Below are 19307 nucleotides of genomic sequence, written 5' to 3' on the forward strand. Positions count from 1 at the left end.
GAAACGAATTGAAAATCAGATCTGGCAGCAACTGCGGAAGCGCTCGACGCAGGTGGCGATCACCTCGTCGGCCGGGCGTTTCCACCAGGTCTCGGCCGAAAAAATCTCCACCTCCTGCACGCCGAAGAAACCGGCAGCCTCGACCATCCGTCGTATGCCCTTGAGGTCGATGACGCCATCGCCCATCATGCCGCGGTCAAGCAGCATGTCCTTGGTCGGCACCAGCCAGTCGCAGATGTGATGGGCAAAGATGCGTTTCATGCGCCCGGCGCGGGCAATCTGGTTGGCAAGATCGGGATCCCACCAGACATGGTAGACATCGATCGCAACGCCGACATCCTCACCGAGCTGATCGCACATGTCGAGCGCCTGGCCGAGCGTGTTCACGCAGGCCCGGTCGGCGGCATACATCGGGTGCAGTGGCTCGATGGCGAGCTTGACGCCGGCAGCCTGCGCATGCGGCAGCACGGCGGCAATGCCGTCAAACACCATCTGGCGGGCGGCGACAATATCCTTCGAGCTGCCGGGCAATCCACCGACAACGAGCACCAGGCAATCGGCTGCGAAGGCCGCGGCCTCGTCGATGGCGCGCCTGTTGTCGTCGAGGTTCTTCTGCCAGTCGGCATCGTTTGCCGCCGGAAAGAAGCCGCCGCGGCAAAGTCCGGTCAGCTTGATGCCGTTCGATTTGACGATCCGCACCGCTTCGTCGAGACCGGCCTTGGCGACCTGGTCGCGCCACGGCGCGATCGAGGTGATGCCGTGTTTCAGGCAGATATCGACGGCTTCGGCGAAACCGCATTGTTCGCGGATCGTCGCCAGATTGATCGAAAGTCCTTCGGCTTGCATGTCATTCCCTCCCATTGCCGTGCCGGCGCTTAGTGAACGCCATGGACGGCAAGCACCTGCTTCATGCGCGCCGTTGCGAGTTCCGGATCGGCGAGAACCCGCGCCTTGTCGGCCAGGCGGAAGAGTTCGGCCAGATGCGTCAGCGAACGGGTGCTCTGCTGGCCGCCGACCATGACGAAATGGTCCTGTAGGCCGTTGAGATAGGCGAGGAAGACGACGCCGGTCTTGTAGAAGCGCGTCGGCGCCTTGAAGATGTGGCGCGACAGCGGCACGGTCGGCTCGAGCAGATCGAAGAATTCGTGGTTACTCTTGCGGCCGAGCGCGTCGAGCGCAGCGGACGCTGCCGGCGCGATCGCATCGAAAATCCCGAGCAGCGCATCGGAATGACCCTCTTCGTCGCCGGCGATCAGTTCGGCATAGTTGAAGTCGTCGCCGGTATACATGCGCACGGCTTTAGGCAGTTGGCGGCGCATCGCCACTTCTTTCTCCTTGGAAAGCAGCGAGATCTTGATGCCGTCGACCTTGTCGGCATGTGCCTCGATCACCTCGAGGCAGGTGGACATCGCCTTGAGGTGGTCGCCGTTGCCCCAATAACCCTCGAGCGCCGGATCGAACATCTCGCCCAGCCAATGGATGATGACCGGTTCCTTGACCTGGCGGAGGATGCGGTCGTAGACGCGGATATAGTCATCCGGCCCTTTGGCGGCGGCCGCAAGCGCCCGGCTCGCCATAAGGATGATACGGCCGCCGGCTGCCTCCACCGTTTCGATCTGCTCCTCATAGGCCTTGAGGATCGTGTCGACGGTCACGTCGGGTCCCGGCGTTAGATGGTCGGTGCCGGCACCGCAGGCAATCAGCGCATCCTTGCGACCGGCCGCTTCGCCAAGCGCCCGGCGGATGAGGTCGCGCGCTTCCGACCAGCCGAGGCCCATGCCGCGCTGCGCCGTATCCATGGCTTCGGCGACGCCGAGGCCGAGATCCCAGAGCCGGTGGCGAAAGGCGAGCGTTCGGTCCCAGTCGATCGCCGGCGTCAGCCACGGGTCGTTGTCGGCGAGCGGATCGGCGACGACATGGGCGGCGGCAAAGGCGATGCGCGGGAAGGCCTTGGCGTCGCGCTTCTTCAGTTCGATCGGCGTGCCGGTCAGTGTGTAGGGGACGATCTTGCCGTCGAGGGGGAGATTGATCGTCGTCACGGTCAGAACTCCAATGCGGGAACGTCGAGCCAGCGGCGCTCTGCCCAGGATTTCAGGCCGAGTTCGGCAAGCTGCACGCCCTTGGCGCCGGCTTCCAAGCCATAGGGCCACGGCGCATCTTCGACGACATGGCGGATGAACATCTCCCACTGCGCCTTGAAGCCGTTGTCGAAAGCCTGCGTGTCCGGGACCTCGTCCCAGGTCTTGTAAAAGTCGATCGTCTGCGGCTGGTCGGGGTTCCAGACCGGCTTCGGCGTGTTGACGCGGTGCTGGCTCCAGCATTTCGTCAGGCCGGCGACAGCCGAACCATGCGTGCCGTCGACCTGGAAGGTGACGAGGTCGTCGCGGCGAACGCGAACGGCCCAGGAGGAGTTGATCTGCGCGATGGCGCCGCCCTCGAGCTCGAAGGTCGCATAGGCCGCATCATCGGTGTCGCAATCATAAGGCTTGCCCTGCTCATCGATGCGCTGGCCGATATGGGTGGCGCCGAGGCAGGAGACAGCCTTTACCTCGCCGAACAAATTGTCGAGCACGTAGCGCCAGTGGCAGAGCATGTCGAGGATGATGCCGCCGCCATCACCCTTGCGATAATTCCAGGACGGACGCTGGGCGGGCACGCCCCAATCGCCTTCGAAGACCCAGTAGCCGAATTCGCCGCGCACCGAGAGGATCTTGCCGAAAAAGCCGGAATCCTTCAGCAGCGCCAGCTTGCGCAGGCCCGGCAGGAACAGCTTGTCCTGCACGACGCCGTGCTTGAGCCCGGAGCCGCGCGCCTTGCGGGCAAGGTCGAGTGCTACTTGCAGATCGTCGGAGATCGGCTTTTCGCAATAGACATGCTTGCCGGCATCGATCGCCCTGGACAGCAGCTCGGCGCGCATCAGCGTCGTGCCGGCGTCGAAGAAGATCGTGTCGTCGGGATTGGCGAGAGCGGCATCGAGGTCGGTCGACCAGCGCCCGATGTTATGCTTCTTCGCCAGCTCTTCCATCTTGGCGCCGTTGCGGCCGACGATGATCGGGTCGATCTCGAGTTTCTCGCCCGATTTCAGCGTGATGCCGCCCTGGTCGCGGAAGGCGAGGATCGAACGCACCAGGTGCTGATTGTACCCCATGCGGCCGGTAACGCCGTGCAAGATGATCCCCAAGCGTGCCATTTTTCCTCCCTTGCAATTTTTTGCGGCGGGAGCGGGCATCCGGCCCGACCCTCCCAAGTCAGTAACTAAACAGTTACTTGATGGCAGAAGAGCAGCGAGGCTGTCAATAGTCAAATCCTGTTTTCGGGATTCAGCGCTTGATCGAGGCGAGCGTCACGTGGACGATATGCCTTTCCCAGGCATGGAGATGGGTCGGCTCGATCAGGTCCCGGCCGAAGATCGTCGAAAGCGTGTACTGGTTGGACAGGTAAAAATAGCCGAGCGAGGCGATCGTCAGATAGACGTGCAGGGGATCGGCGGTCTCGACGAAGACGCCCTGCTTCTTTCCCCGCTCGAGTACATCCGAAAGCTCGCCGATCAGATGCGAGTGCAGTTCTTTTAGCCGAACGGACTGGCGCAGCCAGCGGGCGCGATGCAGATTTTCCGTGCCGAGCAGGCTCAGGAATTCCGGGTGCTGGAGAAAATAACGCCAGGTGAAGAGCGCGAGTTCGCCGATGCCTTCTTCCGGGCTACGGTCGCCGATATGAAGCGCGCGCTCGGCCGTGCGGATGCCGACATAGGCTTCTTCGAGCACTCTGAGGTAGAGCTGCTCCTTGTCGCCGAAATAATGGTAGAGCATGCGCTTGTTGGTGCCGGCGCGTTCGGCGATGGCATCGACGCGGGCCCCGCCCATGCCGTTTTCGGCGAACTCGCGGGTTGCCGCTTCCAGGATCGCGGCGCGTGTCCGCTCCGGATCGCGTTGCGCCGTGCGTTCCTGAGATGGGCGCCGGGATTTTTTCTTTTCTCCGTTTTCCGCGTTGTCGTTCATCGTTTCCCCTCCGTCTCGGATGTTGCGCTCATAAGCCTTCGGTGCGAAATTGTAAAAACCGAATTTAGAAGGGCGGCCAGCAACAACCGACACCCCGCTTGACACGCTTGCCGCTTTGCCCGTAGCTTGTAACCAATTAGTTATTTATGCAAGGGTAACTACATCGGAAGCGTGTGGAGGCGCTTCCCCTTAGGAGGAGGAAAAAATGAGCCTACGTGTAAGCAGACGTAATTTCGTGGCGGGAGGCGCAACGCTTCTTTCGCTTTCGGCGCTCGGAACCAGCGCTTTGGCACAGGAAACGCGCCTGCGTCTCCTGTGGTGGGGCTCGCAGCCGCGCGCCGACCGCACCAACAAGGTCTCCCAACTTTACCAGACAAAGAATGCCGGTACGTCGATCACCGGCGAATTCCTCGGCTGGGGCGATTACTGGCCGCGTCTTGCGACCCAGGTCGCCGGCCGCAATGCGCCTGATATCATCCAGATGGACTATCGCTATATCGTTCAATATGCACGGCGCGGTGCGCTTGCGCCGCTGGAATCCTATATGCCGGCGAAACTGAACCTCGACGATTTCGACAAGGCGCAGGTCGAAGGCGGCAGTGTCGACGGCCATCTCTATGGCGTCAGCCTCGGGGCGAACTCGGCCGCGACGGTGCTCAACACCACCGCCTTCAAGGAGGCCGGTGTCGATCTGCCGACGCAGGCGACAACCTGGGAAGAATTCGGCCGCATGGGCGCCGAGATCACCAAGGCGGGCAAACGCAAGGGCATGTTCGGCATCGCCGACGGCAGCGGCGGTGAACCGCTGTTCGAAAACTGGCTGCGTCAGCGCGGCAAGGGCCTCTATACCGCCGACGGCAAGATCGCCTTCGACGTCGACGATGCATCGGAATGGTACGACATGTGGGCCAAGTTCCGTGAGGCCGGCGCCTGCGTTCCTGCCGACGTCCAGGCGCTCGACAAGAACGACATCGAAACCAACACGGTATCGCTCGGCAAATCTGCGGCCGGCTTTGCCCATTCCAACCAGTTCGTCGCCTATCAGGCAATGAGCAAGGACAAGTTGGCGCTCACCAACTACATGCGCATCAAGGCGGATTCGAAGGGTGGCCACTATCGCAAGCCTTCGATGTTCTTCTCGGTCTCGGCCCAGTCGAAATCGGTGGAGCAAGCGGTCGACTACGTCAATTTCTTCGTCAAGAACCCCGAGGCGGCGGTGCTCCTGGATGTCGAACGCGGCATTCCGGAATCGGCCGCCATGCGCGAGGTCGTCGCGGCGAAGCTCGATGAGAACGGCAAGGTTGCCCTGGCATATGTCAGCGGTCTTGGCGACCTCGCCGGCAAATTGCCGCCGCCGCCGCCGGCCGGCGCCGGTGAGGGCGAGCTGATGTTGCGCAACATCGCCGAACAGGTCGGCTTCGGACAGCTGTCTCCCGCCGATGGCGGCAAACAGCTCGTCACTGAAATCACGCAGATTCTCGCACGAGGCTGATCCCGTATGAGCAATGCGATGCGCACGCCCGCAGGGGCCATATCAGTGGAAAGCTATCAGGGTGCCGTGGCCGAAGGACGCTTCCGGCGTCTCTGGAATGCCAATGCTCCCGGCTATCTCTTCCTTTTGCCATGGCTCATCGGCTTTTTCGGGTTGACCCTCGGGCCGGCCCTGATTTCGCTCTACCTTTCCTTCACCGACTTCGACATGATCCAGTCGCCGCGGTGGGTGGGGGCTGCGAATTACGTGCGCATCGCCACGGCGGATCCGAAATTCTCGGCCGCCATGCACGTAACCCTGACTTATGTCGTCTTATCGGTGCCGTTCAAGCTGACCTTCGCCTTGCTGGTCGCCATGGCGCTGAACCGCGGCCTGCGTGGGCTGCCGATCTATCGCGCCATCTTCTACCTCCCCTCACTGCTGGGTGGCAGCGTGGCGATCGCCGTGCTCTGGCGCCAGCTTTTCGCCAGTGACGGCCTCATCAACGCGGCCCTTGCCCAGATCGGCATCGAGGGACCGAGCTGGATCTCGCATCCGAACTATTCGATCTACACGCTGGTGGCGCTGTCCGTCTGGCAGTTCGGCTCGCCGATGATCATCTTCCTGGCCGGCCTGCGCCAGATCCCGCAGGATATGTATGAGGCCGCGAGCCTCGACGGCGCCTCGAAATTCCGGCAATTCTACAAGATCACGCTGCCACTTCTGACGCCGGTGATCTTCTTCAACGCCGTCGTCCAGACGATTGATGCCTTCAAGGCCTTCACGCCCGCCTTCATCATCTCCGGCGGCACGGGCGGTCCGATCAACTCGACGCTCTTTTACACGCTCTACCTCTATCAGGAAGCCTTCGGCAATTTCCGCATGGGCTATGCCTCGGCGCTCGCCTGGATCCTGGTGGTGATCATCGCGATCTTCACTGCCTTCTCCTTCCTGACCTCGCGTTATTGGGTGCACTACGATGACTGAGATGACCGCTTCCGTCACTGCGGCCAGGCCGCCATCGGACATCACCAAACGCAGTCTGCCGGCGTCGCTCATCATCCACGCCCTGCTGATCGCCGCATCGCTTCTGATGCTCTATCCTCTGTTGTGGATGGTTTCGGCATCGGTCAGGCCGGAAACCGAGATCTTCTCGTCGACCTCGCTCATCCCGTCGTCGATCGATTTCTCCTCCTATGCGCGCGGTTGGGTCGGCCTCGATGTCAGCTTCGGCCGGTTCTTCTGGAATTCGCTGGTCATTTCGCTGCTGGTGGTGACGGGCAATGTCATCGCCTGTTCGCTGACGGCCTTCGCCTTTGCGCGGCTGCGGTTCGTCGGCCGGAATTTCTGGTTCGCGATCATGCTCGGCACGCTGATGATCCCCTATCACGTGACGCTGATCCCGCAATATGTGCTCTTCCTCGATCTCGGCTGGGTCAACACCATCCTGCCGCTTGTCGTGCCGAAGTTCCTGGCAAGCGATGCCTTCTTCATCTTCCTGATGGTGCAGTTCTTCCGCGGTATCCCGCGCGAACTCGACGAGGCGGCGATGATGGATGGTTGCAGCGCCTGGCGCATCTATTGGAAGATCATGTTGCCGTTGTCGCTGCCGGTGCTGGCGACGGCCGCCATCTTCTCCTTCATATGGACCTGGGACGATTTCTTCGGTCCGCTGATCTACCTGAACGACATGAACACCTATACGATCCAGCTCGGCCTGCGGACCTTCGTGGACTCCACCAGCGCATCGGATTGGGGCGGTTTGTTCGCCATGTCGACCCTGACGCTGGTGCCGGTATTCTTCTTCTTCCTGTTCTTCCAGCGTCTGCTGATCGAGGGCATCGCCACGACGGGCATGAAGCGTTGACGGCGATAGCGGGAAAAAGCGACATGAGCATGAAGACGGTGGCGATCGTCGGCTGCGGCATCGGCCGCTCCCACATCGTCGAAGGCTACCTGCCGCATTCCGACAAGTTCAAGGTCGTGGCGATCTGCGACCTGAACGGAGAGCGTTTGTCGGCGGTCGGCGACGAGTTCGGTATCGAACGCCGCACCACCTCTTTTGCAGAACTGCTGGCCGACGACACGATCGACATCATCGATATCTGCACCCCACCCGGCATTCATCTGGAACAGGTGGTCGCGGCGCTCGCCGCCGGCAAACATGTCGTCTGCGAAAAGCCGCTGACCGGCTCGCTGGCCGGTGTCGATACCATCATGGAAGCGGAAAAAGCCGCCAAAGGCGTACTGATGCCGATCTTCCAATATCGTTATGGCGACGGTATCCAGAAAGCCAAGCGGATCATCGATGCCGGCATTGCCGGCAAGGCCTATACGGCTTCGGTCGAAACCTTCTGGTTGCGCAAGCCGGAATATTACGCCGTTCCCTGGCGCGGCAAATGGGCGACAGAACTCGGCGGCGTGCTCGTTACCCATGCGCTGCATCTGCACGACATGATGATGCATCTGATGGGCCCGGCAGCAAGGGTCTTCGGCCGTGTCGCCACCCGCGTCAACGATATCGAGGTCGAGGATTGCGCCTCCGCCAGCCTGCTGATGGAAAACGGCGCCTTTGTCTCGCTGTCCTGCACGCTTGGTTCGCAGGAACAATTGAGCCGGCTAAGGCTGCACTTCGAGAACGTCACGTTCGAAAGCAGCCACGAACCCTACACACCAGGCAAGGATCCCTGGAAGATTATCGCTGCGAATGACGAGGTGCGGGAGAAGATCGACCGGGTGATTGCCGACTGGCAGCCGGTCGCGCCGCGTTTCACCACCCAGATGGGCCAGTTCCACGCCTTCCTCAGCGGCCAGGGGCCGCTGCCGGTGACGACGGTGGATGCTCGTCGCGCGCTGGAACTGGTGACCGCCATTTACCAGTCTTCCGACAGCGGCGCCGACGTGCCGCTGCCGGTCGGTCCTGACAGTCCGAAATACGCCGATTGGCGCGCAAGAACGAAGTAACCGATAAATAAAACGAGAGGGTTTTGAGAAGATGGCAACCAGTGTCGTTCTTCAGAAGGTCGAGAAGCGCTACGGCTCGCTGGATGTGATCCATGGCATCGACCTGACGATCGATCCCGGCGAATTCGTCGTTTTCGTCGGCCCCTCCGGCTGCGGAAAATCGACCCTTCTGCGCATGATCGCCGGTCTCGAGGAGATCACCGCCGGCGCGCTGCTTCTCGACAGCGAGCGCATGAACGAGGTGGCGCCCGCCAAACGTGGCATCGCCATGGTTTTCCAGTCCTATGCCCTCTATCCCCATATGTCGGTTTACAAGAACCTTGCCTTCGGCCTGGAGACGGCGGGTTACAAGAAGACCGATATCCAGCCGAAGGTGAAGCGTGCCGCCGAGATCCTGCAGATCGAGAAGCTGCTGGAGCGCAAGCCGAAAGCGCTCTCCGGCGGTCAGCGTCAGCGTGTTGCGATCGGCCGCGCCATCGTGCGCGAACCGCGGATCTTCCTGTTCGACGAACCGCTGTCGAACCTCGATGCCGAACTGCGCGTGCAGATGCGCGTCGAGATCTCCCGCCTGCACCGCAGCCTGGGTAACACCATGATCTATGTCACCCATGACCAGGTCGAAGCCATGACGATGGCCGACAAGATCGTGGTGTTGAATTCCGGCCGCATCGAGCAGGTCGGCGCGCCGCTCGATCTCTACAACAACCCGGCCAACCGCTTTGTCGCCGGTTTCATTGGCAGCCCGAAAATGAACTTTCTCAAGGCCCGCATCGAGCAGGTCGGCGAGGCTGAAACCAGCATCCATGTCTGCGGCAATTCGGTTCGCCTGCCGCGCCGGCTGAAAGGCGAGGCTGGCCAGGACGTCACCTTCGGCATCCGTCCCGAGCATCTTTCCCTCGCCGAGGGCGCCATCGCACTGTCGACCGTCAACATCGATCTCGTCGAAAATCTCGGCGGCGCCACCATGCTTTACACGACGACGCCCGATAGCCAGCTCCTGACCGTTGCGCTCGACGGCCAGCAGAAGGTCGAGCGCGGCGCCAATGTGAAGACTTCCTTCGATCCGGCCCGCTGTCACGTCTTCGATGCCGCCGGCAAAACGATCTAACCGCCCTTCTTGACAGCCGATCCCCCTCTGCCCCATCATTTCTGGATGGAGCCGTTGGAACAGGATGAATCCTGTTCTAACTTAATTAGTTAGAGCATGCTGTCGTCCGAAAACCGCTCACACTTTTCGGCATCATGCTCTGGGGGACAAGCATGACGCCTGAAGATAGGATTCATGCCCTTGGCATCTGGCAGGGCCCAATCGAGATTTCGCCGATATCCGGCGGCATTACCAACCGGAATTACCTAGTCAGCGATGCCGTGGCGCGCTGCGTGGTGAGGCTCGGCACCGATATTCCGATCCACCACATCAACAGGCAGAACGAGCTTGCCGCAAGCCGTGCGGCCCATGCCGCCGGCATATCGCCCGCTGTCATCCACCATTCGCCCGGCGTGCTGGTGCTCGAATATATCGAGGCACGGGCGCTTTCACCGGAGGATGTCAGGACACCGGAAATGCTGACCCGGATCGTCCCCTTGGTCCGTGCCTGCCACTGCGATATCGCCAGGCATTTCCGTGGTCAGGCAATGATCTTCTGGGTCTTCCACGTCATTCGCGACTACGCCGCCAATCTGAAGGCGTCGGGCAGCGCCTATCTCCCGCTGCTGTCGGCGCTGATCGGCAAGACCGAGACGCTGGAAGCAGCGGCAGGGCCGTTCGAGATCGCCTTCGGCCACAATGACCTGCTGGCCGCCAACTTTCTTGATGACGGCAAGCGGCTCTGGCTGATCGACTGGGACTATGCCGGCTTCAACACGCCGCTGTTCGACCTCGGCGGACTGGCCTCGAACAACGAACTCGCTGATGCGGCCGAGCGCATGATGCTGGAGATCTATTTCGACCGGCCGCTGACCGATGACCTCAGCCGGCGCTATGGCGCGATGAAATGCGCCTCGCTGCTGCGCGAGACGCTCTGGAGCATGATTTCGGAAATCCATTCCACCATCGATTTCGACTATTCCGGCTATACGGCCGAAAATCTCGCGCGCTTCGAACGCGCCTATCAAGCTTTTGAGCAGGACAATAAATGACGAAGGAATTACCGAAGACGGCAAAAGCCGTTGTCATCGGCGGCGGTATCATCGGCTGCTCGACGGCCTATCATCTCGGCAAACTCGGCTGGACCGATACCGTCCTCTTGGAGCGTAAGAAGCTCACCTCGGGAACCACTTTCCATGCCGCCGGCCTCGTTGGCCAGTTGCGCACCAGCGCCAACATCACCCAGCTTCTCGGTTATTCCGTCGATCTCTACAAACGGCTGGAGCAGGAAACCGGCCTCGGCACCGGCTGGAAGATGAATGGCGGCCTACGGCTTGCCTGCAACGAGGAGCGCTGGACGGAGGTCAGACGCCAGGCGACCACCGCCCATTCCTTCGGCTTGGAAATGCAATTGCTGACGCCGCAGGAAGCCTTCGATCTCTGGCCGTTGATGACGGTCGATGATCTGGTCGGGGCCGCTTTCCTTCCCACCGACGGCCAGGCCAATCCCTCCGACATTACTCAGGCGCTGGCGAAAGGCGCCCGCATGTCTGGTGTTTCGATCTTCGAGGATACCGAAGTTCTCGATCTCGAGATCGACAACGGAAGGATCCGCGCCGTCGTCACGGCGCAGGGGCGCATCGAATGCGAGCGCGTCGTCGTCTGCGCCGGCCAATGGACGCGCACCGTCGCTGCCCGTTTCGGCGTCAATGTGCCGCTGGTCTCCGTCGAGCATCAATACATCATCACCGAATCCTTCGGCGTGCCTTCCAATCTGCCGACGCTGCGCGATCCCGATCGCCTGACCTATTACAAGGAGGAGGTCGGCGGCATCGTCATGGGCGGCTACGAGCCGAACCCCATTGCCTGGGCGAAAGACGGGATCCCCGAAGGTTTCCACTACACGCTGCTGGACAGTAATTTCGACCACTTCGAGCCGATCATGGAACAGGCGCTCGGCCGCGTTCCGGCGCTGGAGAATGTCGGCGTCAAACAGCTGCTGAACGGCCCGGAAAGCTTCACGCCGGATGGCAATTTCATTCTCGGCGAGGCGCCGGAGCTGAAGAATTTCTTCGTCGGCGCCGGCTTCAACGCCTTCGGCATCGCCTCGGCCGGCGGCGCCGGCATGGCGCTTGCCGAATGGGTGACGAAAGGTGAGCCGCCCTACGATCTCTGGCCGGTCGACATCCGCCGTTTCGGCCGCCCGCATTTCGATACCGACTGGGTGCGCACGCGCACGCTCGAAGCCTATGGCAAGCACTACACCATGGCCTGGCCGTTCGAGGAGCATTCGAGCGGCCGCCCCTGCCGCAAATCGCCGCTCTATGACCGGCTGAAGGCGCAGGGCGCCTGTTTCGGTGAAAAGCTCGGCTGGGAGAGGCCGAACTGGTTTGCCGATCTTTTCGCCAACGAGGAGCCAAGGGATGTGTATAGTTATGGCCGCCAGAACTGGTTTGCCGCCGTCGGCCGCGAGCACAAGGCAGTGCGCGAGGCGGCCGTCATCTTCGACCAAACCTCATTCGCCAAATTCGTGCTGAAGGGCAGGGATGCCGAGGCGGCACTCTCCTGGATCGCCTCCAACGATGTCGCAAGGCCTGTGGGATCGCTCGTCTACACGCAAATGCTGAACGACAAGGGCGGCATCGAATGCGACGTGACGGTCGCCCGCATCGCCGAGGACGAATATTACATCGTCACCGGCACCGGGTTCGCCACCCATGACTTCAATTGGATCGCACGCAATATTCCGGCGGAGATGCATGCCGAACTGGTCGACGTCACCTCAGCCTATTCCGTGCTGTCGCTGATGGGGCCGAATGCCCGCGCCGTGCTGGAAAAGGTGACCGGCAGCGACGTCTCGAATGCGGCCTTTCCCTTCGGCAAGGTCAGAACCGTCGGCATATCGGGTTGCCCGGTGCGGGCGCTGCGCATCACCTATGTCGGCGAACTCGGCTATGAACTGCATATCCCGATTGAATATGCCACCACGGTCTATGACGTGTTGATGGCCGCCGGCGCCGAGCTCGGCCTCGTCAATGCCGGCTACCGCGCCATCGAGAGCTGCCGCCTGGAAAAGGGTTATCGCGCCTGGGGGTCCGATATCGGTCCCGACCATACGCCGGTCGAAGCCGGCCTCGGCTGGGCGGTGAAGATCAAGAAGAACATTGCCTTCCGCGGCCGTGAGGCGATCGCGCGGCAGCTGGCGGATGGGGTGAAGAAGCGCCTCGCCTGCTTCGTTCCCGACGATCCCGATACCGTGCTGCTCGGCCGCGAAACGATCTATCGCGACGGTAAGCGCGTCGGCTGGCTGTCGAGCGGCGGCTTCGGTTATACGCTCGGCAAGCCGATCGGCTACGGTTATGTCCGCAGCCCCGACGGCGTCACGGAGGATTTCATCCTCTCCGGCACTTATGAGCTCGATGTCGCGCGGGAGCGCATCCCCTGCAAGGTGTCGCTGGCGCCGCTCTACGATCCCGATATGGCGCGGGTGAAGGCGTGACGGGTCGAATTCCTGTGCGCTCGAGCGTTCCGAGAGGGCGCGCCCTCTCCTATGTCGGAAAGGCTCAAAATAGCGGCAACCGATCGTCCTGGATCAGGATCTCCAGCTTGTCCGACACATCCTGCGTCCAAGCCCGGTGTCCGGTCAAAGCCGCCGGGAAAAGTCCGGGAAGGGTGAAAAGCGCCGCCGAAATCGCCGGGCCGGTGCGCGGGACATCGGCGATCAAAGCGACAATTTCCTGAGCACGGGGATCGCGTAGTTCGTAGCGATCGCCGTTGCCGTGTTCGCCGATCGCATAGCGCATCCATGCCGCAACGGCGATGGCGTAGGTTTCAGCCCTGTCGCCATGCGCCAGCGCCTCGCTTGCCGGTTCCAGTAGCCGCTGCGGCAGTTTCTGCGTGCCGTCCATGGCGATCTGATAGGTTCGATGGGCGATCGCCTTGTTTGCAAAGCGGGCTATCAATTCATTGGCATAGTCGTCGAGATCGATGCCGGGAACCGGATCGAGCGTTCTCGCCGCCGCATGCATATGGCGGTAGGCAAGGGCTGCCAAGGCTTCATCATCCATCACGTCGCGGATGAATTCATAGCCGCCGATATAACCGAGGTAGGCGAGCAGCGAGTGGGCGCCGTTCAGCATCCTGAGCTTCATCTTCTCATAGGCCGAGACGTCTTCGACCATCAGTGCGCCGCGCACCTTTTCCCAGGCCGGCCGGCCATTGGCGAAATGGTCTTCGATGACCCATTGCGTAAAGGGCTCCGTCTCGATCGCCGCCAAATCGGTGCGGCCCGTCAGCCGCTCGGCATCGGCATAGGTCGCGTCGGTGCTCGCCGGCGTGATGCGGTCGACCATCGTCGACGGGAAGGGCACATTCGCTTCGATCCAGGTATGCAGATCGGCATCGATGCGGGAGGTGAATTCGAGCACGAGGCGTTTCAGAACGGCGCCGTTGCTCGGCAGGTTGTCGCAGCTCAGCGGCGTAAAGGGGGCTATTCCCTTCTGCCGGCGGCGTGCAAGGCCTTCCACCAGATAGCCGATGACGCCGCGCGGCGCATGCCGGTTGGCGAGGTCGGCGACGATATCGGGATGTTTGAGGTCGAGGCCGCCGGTTGCCGGATTGAAACCATAGGCCTTTTCCGTCACCGTCATGCTGACGATGCGGATCGCGGGATCTTCGAGCCGCGCCAGCAGGCCGGCTGGATCGCGCGGCGCCACATGCGCCTTCAGGATCGAACCGATCACCTCAGCCGTCGTGCCCGATGTATCGCGGATCAGCGTCGTATAGAGCCCGTTCTGGGCGCTCAGATTGTCGGCGACATCAGGCGTGCGCAGGCTTGCCACCTCGATACCCCAGTCGCCGCCTGCGGCTGCAAGCGCACCATCCGTAAACGGCGCAAAATGCGCGCGGAAAAACGCGCCAGGCCCCAGATGCAGAATGCCGCTTTTCAGCTGGTTGCGGTCATAGGCGGAAAGCTTCGCCGTCGGGGCGAGGCCGGAAAGGGTCTGCAGTCGTTCGGTCACAGCTTGTAGGCCTTCTTTGCATTGCCATAGGAGAGTTCGCCTGCAACGATCTCGGCTTCCCTCTTGGAAATCCGATGCTCGGCGGCGAGCCCAGCGAGGAAGCCGCAGACTTCGCGGCGCCAGACGTCATGCCGCGCCGGGATTGAAAGCAGCGCCCGCGTATCGTCGTTGAAGCCGGCCATATTGGCGAAACCTGCTGTTTCCACCACCTGGTCGAGATAGCGGCGAATGCCGAGCGGGCTGTCGTGGAACCACCAGGGTGGGCCGATCATCAGGCAGGGCCAGTGGCCGACCATTGGCGCCATCTCGCGCGCATAGGTCGTCTCGTCGAGCGTGAACAGCAGCACCCGAAGGCCCGGCGCATGGCCGTATTTCGAAAGCAGCGCATCCAGGCCGCCGACCCAATCCGTGGGTGTCGGGATATCGGCGCCCATATTCGGGCCGCGCGTCGCAAACAGCCTGCGGTCGGTATTGCGCTTCGAGCCGGCGTGGATCTGCATCACCATGCCGTCTTCGGCCGAAAGCCCGGCCATCTCGGTCATCATCTGGCCGCGGAAAAGCTCCGCGTCTTCAGCCGAAAGCGGCCCCTTCAGCGCCTTGTCGAGCAGCGCCTGTTTTTCCGCAAGCGGCAGATCGGCGGTGAAGGCTGTGGGCACACCGTGATCGGTCGCGGTGGCGCCGAATTGGCGGAAATAGGCGCGCCGGCGCCGATGCGCCTCGATCAGTCCGTCCCAGCGCGTCACCTCAGTGCCGGTGATCTCGCCGAATTTGACCAGATTGTCGCGGAAGCCGACGGCTTCTGGATCGGTGACGCTGTCCGGCCGGTAGGTGGTGCGCACCTTGCCGATCCAACCGTCCGCCGCCAGCTTCTGGTGATGCACCAGCGGGTCGAGCGCGCCGTCCGTGGTCGCGATCGTTTCGATCCCGAATCGCTGATGCAGCGCCCGCGGACGGAATTCGGGAAGGGCGAGCTGGGCATTGATATGGTCGTAGAGCGCATCGGCATTGTCAGGTGTCAGCGGCTCGGTGCAGCCGAGCACGGCCGACATCGCGTGATCGACCCAGAGGCTCGAAGGCGTTCCGCGGAAGAGGTGATAATGCGCGGCAAAGGTCCGCCAGATCGCCCGTCCCGCAGCCACCGGCTTGCCATCGAGCCGCGGCACGCCGAGTTCGTCCAAGGTGACGCCGACGCTGTGCAGCATCCGGAAGAGATAATGATCGGGAATGACCAGCAGCGAGGCGGCGTCTTCGAAGGGCTTGTCGTCGGCGAACCAGGCGGGTTCGGTGTGCCCGTGCGGGCTGACGATTGGAAGATTGCGCACCGTCTCGTAGAGATCTCGCGCAATGGTCCGTGTTGCCGGATCGGCCGGAAAGAGCCGGTCCGGATGAAGAAAGCCGTTTCCTGCATCCATCAGTATTCCTCCCTGATGGATAAGGGCCTACCCCACAACATCAGGCACGGCAAGGTCTTTTGGTAACCAAACGGTACAGTTTGGCGCATCGCTCCGCCAGCCATCGAAAGCATTGACGCGCTGGCCTATTTCCGCTTTGGGAGAACCATCTGTTCTGCCGGTTTCGGCAAAGGAGGATCGATGTCCGACGAGACGAACCGCATCACCCGGCTGGAGGAAATGCTGGCCCATCAGGCAAAAACGATAGAGGAGCTTTCCGATCAGCTGACCGAGCAATGGAAGATCGTGGAGCAGATGCGCACCAAGCTCGACCGGCTGACGGAACGTTTCCTGTCGCTCGAGGAGCAGTCGCTGGACGCGCCGGCAATTACCCGCCCGCCGCATTATTGACGGCGCGCTGCCGGTACGCGGCGGATACCGCGTGCCGGATTTCCTTGGCTGGCTGATCAGACGCCGCCGATGCAGAGATATTTCATTTCGAGATAATCGTCGGCGCCGTGCCGCGAGCCCTCGCGGCCAAGGCCCGATTGCTTGATGCCGCCAAAGGGCGCGGTCTCGGACGACATGATGCCGGTATTGATGCCGATCATGCCGTATTCCAGTGCTTCCGCCACGCGCCAGACCTTCTTCAGATCGCCGGCATAGAAATAGGCGGCCAGGCCGAATTCCGTGTCATTGGCCTCAGCTACGACATCCTCGACCGTCTCGAAGCGGAAGAGCGGCGCCACCGGGCCAAACGTTTCTTCGCGGGCCACCTTCATGCCGCGGGCGACGCCGGTCAGCACCGTCGGCGTGAAAAAGGTGCCGGCGCTGTCGATGCGCTTGCCGCCGGTCAGCACCTTGGCGCCCTTTGCAAGCGCGTCGCCGACATGGTCTTCCACCTTGGCAAGACCCTGCTCGTCGATCAGCGGCCCGATCATGACGCCCGGCTTGAATCCGTCGCCGACCGACATTTCGGCGACCTTCGCAGCAAGCTTGGCCGCAAAGGCGTCATAGACGTTCGACTGAATGTAGAGGCGGTTGGCGCAGACGCAAGTCTGGCCGGCATTGCGATATTTGGAGGCGATCGCGCCCTCGACGGCGGCGTCGAGATCGGCATCGTCGAAGACGATGAAGGGCGCGTTGCCGCCGAGCTCCAGGCTCACCTTCTTGATCTGGTCGGCGCACTGCCGCATCAGGATGCGGCCGACCTCCGTCGAGCCGGTGAAGCTGATCTTGCGCACCTTGTCATTGCCGCAGAGCTCGCGGCCGATCGCCGGGCCGTCGACGCCGACGACGAGGTTGAAGACGCCGGCCGGAATACCCGCCTGTTCGGCGAGCACGGCAAGCGCAATTGCCGTCAGCGGCGTCTGCTCGGCGGGCTTCGACACCACCGTGCAGCCGACGGCAAGTGCCGGCGCTATCTTGCGGGTGATCATCGCTGCCGGGAAATTCCACGGCGTGATCGTGCCGACGACGCCGACCGGCTGCCTGATGACGATCATCCGTTTGTCGTCGGAAGGCGCGGGGATCGTCTCGCCGTAGATGCGCTTGGCCTCTTCGGCATACCATTCGATATAGGCGGCGGCATAAAGGATCTCACCGCGCGCTTCCGGGAAGGGCTTGCCCATTTCGGCGGTCAGGATCGCGGCGAGCGCGTCGGCATTGGCGACCATCAGGTCGAACCATTTGCGCAGGATGGCGCTGCGCTCCTTGGCCGGACGGGCAGCCCAGCCCGGCTGGGCGGTATGCGCCGCATCGATCGCCGCCCGCGTTTCTTCAGTACCCATATCGGGCAGCGAGGCGAGCAGCTCGCCCGTTGCCGGGTTGAGCACGTCGAAGGTCTTTGCGGTATCGCCTGATGTCCAGACGCCGTTGATATAGCCGGCAGCGCGCAGGAAGGGCGAAGAGAAGGGAACGTGTCTGGTCAGGGCGGTGGTAAAAGCCATCTCATATCTCCTTGGGAGCGGCCGCCGGTTGCCGACGGCCGTCGAAATCCGGTTCCTGTCGCGTCACTTGGTCGAACTCGCTTCCAGCATCGAGGCCTCGAGAATGTCGAGCGCCTCGCCGAAAACCTCATCCTGGATGGTGATCGGCGCGAGGAAACGGATGACGTTGCCATGGATGCCGCAGGTGAGCAGGATCAGGCACTTGTCGAGCGCGATCAGCCGCACCCGATTGGCGAATTCCGCACTTGGCAATCCCGTCGTCCGGTCGTTGAATTCGACGGCGTTCATGAAGCCCGGTCCGCGGATATCGACGATCTCGGGCACCGTCTCGCGCAGCGATTCCAGCCGCTGCTTCAGCCGTCCGCCAAGCTGGTTGGCGCGGCCGCAGAGATCTTCGTCCTTGATGACGTCAAGCACGGCGTGGGCGGCAGCGATCCCGAGCGGATTGCCGCCATAGGTGCCGCCGAGCCCGCCCGGTCCCGGCGCATCCATGATTTCGGCGCGGCCGGTGACGGCGGCGAGCGGAAAGCCGCCAGCAAGGCTCTTTGCCATCGTCGTCAGGTCCGGCGCCACCTCGTGATGATCCATTGCGAACATCCTGCCGGTGCGGGCAAAACCGGTCTGCACCTCGTCGGCGATCAAGAGGATGCCGTGCTGGTCGCAGAGTTCGCGCAACGCCTTCATGAAGGCGGCGGGTGCGGAGTAGAAACCGCCTTCGCCCTGCACCGGCTCGATGATGATGGCGGCGACGCGCTGCGGATCAACATCGGCGGCGAAAAGCTTCTTCAGGGCTGCGAGCGACTGATCGGCGGTGACGCCGTGCAGCTCGACCGGGAAAGGAATATGGAACACATCGCCGGGCATTGCGCCGAAGCCCACCTTGTAGGGCACCACCTTGCCGGTCAGCGCCATGCCCATGAAAGTGCGGCCATGGAAGCCGCCGCCGAAGGCGATGACGGCCGAGCGTCCGGTGGCGGCACGCGCGATCTTGACGGCGTTCTCGACCGCTTCGGCACCCGTCGTAACAAAAATCGTCTTCTTCTCGAAATCACCAGGCAGCAGCACGTTCAGCCGTTCGGCGAGGTGCACGTAGCTTTCGTAGGGCACCACCTGATGGCAGGTATGGGTGAAGCGGTCGAGCTGATCCTTGACTGCGGCGATCACCCGCGGATGGCGGTGGCCGGTGTTGAGAACGGCGATGCCAGCGGCGAAATCGATGTAGCGGCGGCCTTCCTTGTCCCAGATCTCGGCATTTTCTGCGCGATCGGCATAAATCTGGGTCGTCATGCCGACGCCGCGGGAGATGGCGGCGTTCTTCCGGTCGGTAAGGCTTGTCGCGTTCATCGGATGTGCTCCTGCGCTGAAAGGGGGGCTGGAATTATCTTGCAGAAGTTCTGCAAGCTATGTAGAAAACTCCTACATTTTT

The 19307-nt window shown here is 62.2% G+C and carries 16 protein-coding genes; 8 read left to right on the forward strand and 8 right to left on the reverse strand.

Annotated elements, in window-relative coordinates; genetic code table 11:
- Positions 1-15: 15 nt before the first annotated feature.
- The 4 genes from HJB83_RS32160 to HJB83_RS32175 all read right to left on the reverse strand — a co-directional run bounded on the left by HJB83_RS32160 (position 16) and on the right by HJB83_RS32175 (position 3998).
- Positions 16-846, reverse strand: coding sequence for a sugar phosphate isomerase/epimerase (locus tag HJB83_RS32160; RefSeq protein WP_221133202.1), 831 nt, complete (start codon positions 844-846; stop codon positions 16-18).
- A 29-nt stretch (positions 847-875) separates the two neighbouring features.
- Positions 876-2039, reverse strand: a complete 1164-nt coding sequence (locus HJB83_RS32165) for a dihydrodipicolinate synthase family protein (protein WP_221116450.1) — start codon at positions 2037-2039, stop codon at positions 876-878.
- 2 nt (positions 2040-2041) lie between these two features.
- The gene (locus HJB83_RS32170) at positions 2042-3190 is read right to left on the reverse strand and encodes a Gfo/Idh/MocA family protein (protein WP_207582380.1); all 1149 of its coding nucleotides are present in this window, start codon (positions 3188-3190) and stop codon (positions 2042-2044) included.
- Between the two features lie 130 nt (positions 3191-3320).
- Complete coding sequence (locus HJB83_RS32175; protein WP_207582381.1) at positions 3321-3998, reverse strand: TetR/AcrR family transcriptional regulator; 678 nt, start codon at positions 3996-3998, stop codon at positions 3321-3323.
- A 205-nt stretch (positions 3999-4203) separates the two neighbouring features.
- On the opposite strand from HJB83_RS32175, the gene HJB83_RS32180 reads away from it, so the two are divergent.
- The 7 genes from HJB83_RS32180 (at position 4204) to HJB83_RS32210 (ending at position 13019) form a co-directional block, all read left to right on the forward strand.
- Positions 4204-5490 carry an ABC transporter substrate-binding protein gene (locus tag HJB83_RS32180; RefSeq protein ID WP_207582382.1) on the forward strand — a complete coding sequence of 429 codons (1287 nt, stop codon included), beginning with the start codon at positions 4204-4206 and terminating at the stop codon, positions 5488-5490.
- A 6-nt stretch (positions 5491-5496) separates the two neighbouring features.
- Positions 5497-6456 (forward strand): carbohydrate ABC transporter permease, encoded by a 960-nt coding sequence (locus tag HJB83_RS32185; RefSeq protein WP_207582383.1) that lies wholly within the window; start codon positions 5497-5499, stop codon positions 6454-6456.
- Positions 6449-7336 (forward strand): carbohydrate ABC transporter permease, encoded by an 888-nt coding sequence (locus tag HJB83_RS32190; protein WP_405049021.1) that lies wholly within the window; start codon positions 6449-6451, stop codon positions 7334-7336. The genes HJB83_RS32185 and HJB83_RS32190 overlap by 8 nt, the downstream gene beginning before the upstream one ends.
- Before the next feature lie 23 nt (positions 7337-7359).
- Positions 7360-8433, forward strand: a complete 1074-nt coding sequence (locus HJB83_RS32195; RefSeq protein WP_207582384.1) for a Gfo/Idh/MocA family protein — start codon at positions 7360-7362, stop codon at positions 8431-8433.
- Between the two features lie 31 nt (positions 8434-8464).
- Complete coding sequence (locus tag HJB83_RS32200; RefSeq protein ID WP_207582385.1) at positions 8465-9541, forward strand: ABC transporter ATP-binding protein; 1077 nt, start codon at positions 8465-8467, stop codon at positions 9539-9541.
- Positions 9542-9693: 152 nt separating this feature from the next.
- Positions 9694-10572, forward strand: a complete 879-nt coding sequence (locus HJB83_RS32205) for a phosphotransferase (protein ID WP_221133203.1) — start codon at positions 9694-9696, stop codon at positions 10570-10572.
- The gene (locus HJB83_RS32210; RefSeq protein WP_221133204.1) at positions 10569-13019 is read left to right on the forward strand and encodes an FAD-dependent oxidoreductase; all 2451 of its coding nucleotides are present in this window, start codon (positions 10569-10571) and stop codon (positions 13017-13019) included. The genes HJB83_RS32205 and HJB83_RS32210 overlap by 4 nt, the downstream gene beginning before the upstream one ends.
- Positions 13020-13083: 64 nt before the next feature.
- Here HJB83_RS32210 and HJB83_RS32215 read toward each other — a convergent pair whose 3' ends face one another.
- Positions 13084-14541 carry a mannitol dehydrogenase family protein gene (locus HJB83_RS32215; RefSeq protein ID WP_221133205.1) on the reverse strand — a complete coding sequence of 486 codons (1458 nt, stop codon included), beginning with the start codon at positions 14539-14541 and terminating at the stop codon, positions 13084-13086.
- A complete protein-coding gene (gene uxaC / locus HJB83_RS32220) occupies positions 14538-15953 on the reverse strand; it encodes a glucuronate isomerase (RefSeq protein WP_221133206.1) in 1416 nt (471 codons plus the stop codon). The genes HJB83_RS32215 and uxaC overlap by 4 nt, the downstream gene beginning before the upstream one ends.
- Positions 15954-16133: 180 nt before the next feature.
- Here uxaC and HJB83_RS32225 point away from each other — a divergent pair, with 180 nt between their 5' ends.
- On the forward strand, positions 16134-16343 hold the full coding sequence (locus HJB83_RS32225; RefSeq protein ID WP_164016000.1) for a SlyX family protein: 210 nt from the start codon (positions 16134-16136) through the stop codon (positions 16341-16343).
- 56 nt (positions 16344-16399) lie between these two features.
- On the opposite strand, the gene HJB83_RS32230 is transcribed toward HJB83_RS32225, so the two are convergent.
- Together HJB83_RS32230 and HJB83_RS32235 are read right to left on the reverse strand one after the other, a co-directional pair.
- A complete protein-coding gene (locus tag HJB83_RS32230; protein WP_221133207.1) occupies positions 16400-17881 on the reverse strand; it encodes an NAD-dependent succinate-semialdehyde dehydrogenase in 1482 nt (493 codons plus the stop codon).
- A gap of 63 nt (positions 17882-17944) precedes the next feature.
- Positions 17945-19225: a 4-aminobutyrate--2-oxoglutarate transaminase gene (locus HJB83_RS32235; RefSeq protein ID WP_221116457.1), complete on the reverse strand. Its 1281-nt coding sequence runs from the start codon at positions 19223-19225 to the stop codon at positions 17945-17947.
- Positions 19226-19307 lie beyond the last annotated feature (82 nt).

The organism is Rhizobium sp. NZLR11 (genome assembly GCF_019685115.1).
GTDB lineage: Bacteria > Pseudomonadota > Alphaproteobacteria > Rhizobiales > Rhizobiaceae > Rhizobium.

What these genes read in the sequence shown, in the direction of transcription:
- HJB83_RS32160 (WP_221133202.1), bottom strand. Translation starts at nt 846, where the DNA reads ATGCAAGCCGAAGGACTTTCGATCAATCTGGCGACGATCCGCGAACAA.
- HJB83_RS32170 (WP_207582380.1), bottom strand. Translation starts at nt 3,190, where the DNA reads ATGGCACGCTTGGGGATCATCTTGCACGGCGTTACCGGCCGCATGGGG.
- HJB83_RS32175 (WP_207582381.1), bottom strand. Translation starts at nt 3,998, where the DNA reads ATGAACGACAACGCGGAAAACGGAGAAAAGAAAAAATCCCGGCGCCCA.
- HJB83_RS32180 (WP_207582382.1), top strand. Translation starts at nt 4,204, where the DNA reads ATGAGCCTACGTGTAAGCAGACGTAATTTCGTGGCGGGAGGCGCAACG.
- HJB83_RS32185 (WP_207582383.1), top strand. Translation starts at nt 5,497, where the DNA reads ATGAGCAATGCGATGCGCACGCCCGCAGGGGCCATATCAGTGGAAAGC.
- HJB83_RS32190 (WP_405049021.1), top strand. Translation starts at nt 6,449, where the DNA reads ATGACTGAGATGACCGCTTCCGTCACTGCGGCCAGGCCGCCATCGGAC.
- HJB83_RS32195 (WP_207582384.1), top strand. Translation starts at nt 7,360, where the DNA reads ATGAGCATGAAGACGGTGGCGATCGTCGGCTGCGGCATCGGCCGCTCC.
- HJB83_RS32200 (WP_207582385.1), top strand. Translation starts at nt 8,465, where the DNA reads ATGGCAACCAGTGTCGTTCTTCAGAAGGTCGAGAAGCGCTACGGCTCG.
- HJB83_RS32205 (WP_221133203.1), top strand. Translation starts at nt 9,694, where the DNA reads ATGACGCCTGAAGATAGGATTCATGCCCTTGGCATCTGGCAGGGCCCA.
- HJB83_RS32210 (WP_221133204.1), top strand. Translation starts at nt 10,569, where the DNA reads ATGACGAAGGAATTACCGAAGACGGCAAAAGCCGTTGTCATCGGCGGC.
- uxaC (WP_221133206.1), bottom strand. Translation starts at nt 15,953, where the DNA reads ATGGATGCAGGAAACGGCTTTCTTCATCCGGACCGGCTCTTTCCGGCC.
- HJB83_RS32225 (WP_164016000.1), top strand. Translation starts at nt 16,134, where the DNA reads ATGTCCGACGAGACGAACCGCATCACCCGGCTGGAGGAAATGCTGGCC.
- HJB83_RS32230 (WP_221133207.1), bottom strand. Translation starts at nt 17,881, where the DNA reads ATGGCTTTTACCACCGCCCTGACCAGACACGTTCCCTTCTCTTCGCCC.
- HJB83_RS32235 (WP_221116457.1), bottom strand. Translation starts at nt 19,225, where the DNA reads ATGAACGCGACAAGCCTTACCGACCGGAAGAACGCCGCCATCTCCCGC.